Raw genomic sequence first — 271 nt, forward strand, 5'->3', positions numbered from 1 at the left:
GCTTTACGGATGTTCGCATTGTTTAAAGGTTTTACTTTTGTATTGAATTTGTAGTTATAGATACCAGCGATCGTTTGAATTTCAAGACCGCCTTCTTTTTTCAACGTTTTTAAAGACTCAGTTGGAAGGCTTCCAGTTGGAGAACCAGCCCAGTCAAGTTCGCCTTTTTTGAACATGCTAAGTTCAGTGTTTGTATCTTTGATCATAGACATGTTAATCTTTTTCAATTTCACAGTGTCTTTATCCCAGTATTCATTGTTCTTTTCAAGTG

At 35.8% G+C, this 271-nt stretch carries 1 protein-coding gene; it reads right to left on the reverse strand.

Annotated features, from left to right (window positions below):
* Nucleotides 1-212: ABC transporter substrate-binding protein (locus tag AAEY75_RS15225; RefSeq protein ID WP_352260053.1), on the reverse strand; the 212-nt coding region annotated here is incomplete at its 3' end.
* Nucleotides 213-271: the final 59 nt, after the last annotated feature.

Origin of the sequence: Psychrobacter sp. TB55-MNA-CIBAN-0194 (assembly GCF_040309505.1) — a bacterium.
Classification (GTDB): Bacteria; Pseudomonadota; Gammaproteobacteria; order Pseudomonadales; family Moraxellaceae; genus Psychrobacter; species Psychrobacter fozii.